Below are 2,331 nucleotides of genomic sequence, written 5' to 3' on the forward strand. Positions count from 1 at the left end.
CGGCCCGCCCGGCGGCGCCCGACCCGTGGGCGCCGGCGAGCACCCGGGGGACGACGGCGGTGGTCGCGCGTCCCTCGACCCCGCAGGTGGTCCCGGGTCAGGCGGGTCCGGCGACCGGAGCGTTCCCGGCGAGCCGGGTGAGCGGCTCGCGGGACGCGTCGCCGGCCCGGCCGTCCGGGTCCGGCGCGGCCCGCTGGCCCGCCTGCTGATCACCGTGCTCGCCGGCCTGCTGCTGACGGTGCTCGTCGCCCAGGTGGGCCAGTGGCTGGGCGACCCCCCGGGCGGCTCCGGACCGGCCGCCGCCGGCGGGCCCGACCCCACCGACTGGGCGCAGGTCGTCACCGAGCTGGACCTGGCGCGCAGCCGGGCGCTCGCCGGCGGCGACCCCGCCCTGCTCGACCAGGTGTACCTGCCCGGCTCGGCCGCCGGGGCGGCCGACGCGGCCACAGTCGCCGGGCTCGCGGACCGCGGGCTGCGGGTGGTCGACGGCCGGCACGACGTGCTCAGCGTCGAGCGGCTGGACGACGAACCGGACGCCGGTCGGCCGGCCGGTGCAGGCGCTCCCGCCGTCCGGTTGGCGGTCGAGGACACCCTGGCCGCGCGCCCGGTGCTGGACGCGACCGGCCGGCAGGTCGGGGCCACCGCCGCCCGGGGCCGGGAACGCCGGATCCTGGTGCTGACCGCGCCCGACGCCGGGTACCGGATCAGCGCCGTCCAACCGGGTTGACGGCATTTCGGGTCGGCCCGCGCGCGTCGTCGACGGCCACTGTCGGACCCCCCTCCTACCGTGGCGACATGCGGCTGCTGCACACCTCCGACTGGCATCTGGGCCGGACCTTCCACGGGCAGAACCTGCTGGCCGACCAGGAGGCGGTGCTGACCGCGCTGGCCGACCTGGCCGTCGAGCATCGGGTCGACGCCGTGCTCATCTCCGGCGACCTGTACGACCGGGCGGTCCCGTCACCGGACGCGGTGCAGGCGGCGTCCCGGATCCTGTCCCGGATCGGCGCGGCCGGCGTGGCCGTCGTCGCGATCGCCGGCAACCACGACTCGGCGCCCCGGTTGGGCGCCTTCACCGACTTCCTGGCGGCCGGTGGGCTGCATCTGGGCACGTCGGCGGACGCCGTCGGGACGCCGGTGGTGCTCGCCGACCGGCACGGTGAGGTGGTCGTGTACCCGGTGCCGTTCCTCGAGCCCGACCTGGTGCGGGCCCGGTGGGAGCTGCCGGCCGGCGCGGGCCACCAGCAGGTGCTGGCCCGCGCGATGGACCGGGTGCGGGCCGACCTGGCCACCCGCGCACCGGGAACCCGGTCGGTCGTGCTCGCCCACGCGTTCGTCGTCGGCGGGCTGGCCGCGGGCTCGGAACGGTCGATCGCGGTCGGCGGGGTGGAGGCGGTCGCGGCCGACGTGTTCGCCGGCATCGACTACGTCGCCCTGGGCCACCTGCACCGCTGCCAGGTGGTCGGCGACCGCATCCGGTACTCCGGGTCGCCGTTGCCGTACTCGTTCACCGAGGCGGACCAGGAGAAGGGCGCCTGGCTGGTCGACCTCGATGCGGACGGCGGGGTGCAGGCGACCCGGCTGGCCCTGCCGGTCGTCCGGCGGATGGTCTCGGTCCGCGGCCGGTTGGCCGAGGTGCTGGGCACCGACCCCGATCTCGCCGACGCCTACCTGGCGGTGGAGCTGACCGACGACGAGCGCCCGGTCGACCCGATGCGCCGGCTGCGCGAGGTGTTCCCGCGGACCCTGGTGGCCACCTGGGTCGGTGACCCGGCCGCGCAGGGGTTCCGGTCCGGCCCCGCCGCGCGTGCGGGTGACGGCGGCGATGGCCGGGCCGGCGGCGATGAGAGCGGGCTGATCCTGGACTTCCTCCGGGCCGCCGGCGGCCGGCCGCCGACCCCGGAGGAGCGGGACCTGGTCGACCGGGCCCTGACCGCGCTGCGGGCGTCGGCATGAGGATCCACCGGCTCGAGCTCACCGCTTTCGGCCCGTTCGCCGGGACCGAGATCATCGACCTGGACGAGGTCGGCGCGGACGGCCTGTTCCTGGTGCACGGGGACACGGGCGCCGGCAAGACGTCGCTGCTGGACGCTATCGCCTACGCGCTGTTCGGCCGCGTGCCCGGGCCCCGCAACGACGCCCGGCGCCTGCGCTGCGACCGGGCGCCGGCGTCGGCCGTCACCGGCGTGCGGCTGGTGGCCACGCTGGGCGGCCGGCGGATCGAGATCGTCCGCCGGCCCGAGTATCTGCGACCCAAGGCGCGGGGCGCCGGCAGCACCCTGCAACGCGGCAAGGTCACGCTGCGCTGGCTCGACCCGGCGCCGCCCGGCG

At 77.6% G+C, this 2,331-nt stretch carries 2 protein-coding genes and 1 pseudogene; all 3 read left to right on the forward strand.

What is annotated here, in order from left to right; all coding sequences use genetic code 11:
- A pseudogene (locus tag ACOJUF_RS23135) lies at positions 1 to 727 on the forward strand (hypothetical protein); the annotation flags it as partial.
- A gap of 68 nt (positions 728 to 795) precedes the next feature.
- On the forward strand, positions 796 to 1,956 hold the full coding sequence (locus tag ACOJUF_RS23140) for an exonuclease SbcCD subunit D (RefSeq protein WP_420124164.1): 1,161 nt from the start codon (positions 796 to 798) through the stop codon (positions 1,954 to 1,956).
- Positions 1,953 to 2,331 (forward strand): AAA family ATPase (locus tag ACOJUF_RS23145; RefSeq protein ID WP_420124165.1); only part of this gene is annotated, 379 nt, incomplete at its 3' end. The genes ACOJUF_RS23140 and ACOJUF_RS23145, both read left to right, overlap by 4 nt.

The organism is Nakamurella sp., assembly GCF_048594475.1.
Classification (GTDB): domain Bacteria; phylum Actinomycetota; class Actinomycetes; order Mycobacteriales; family Nakamurellaceae; genus Nakamurella.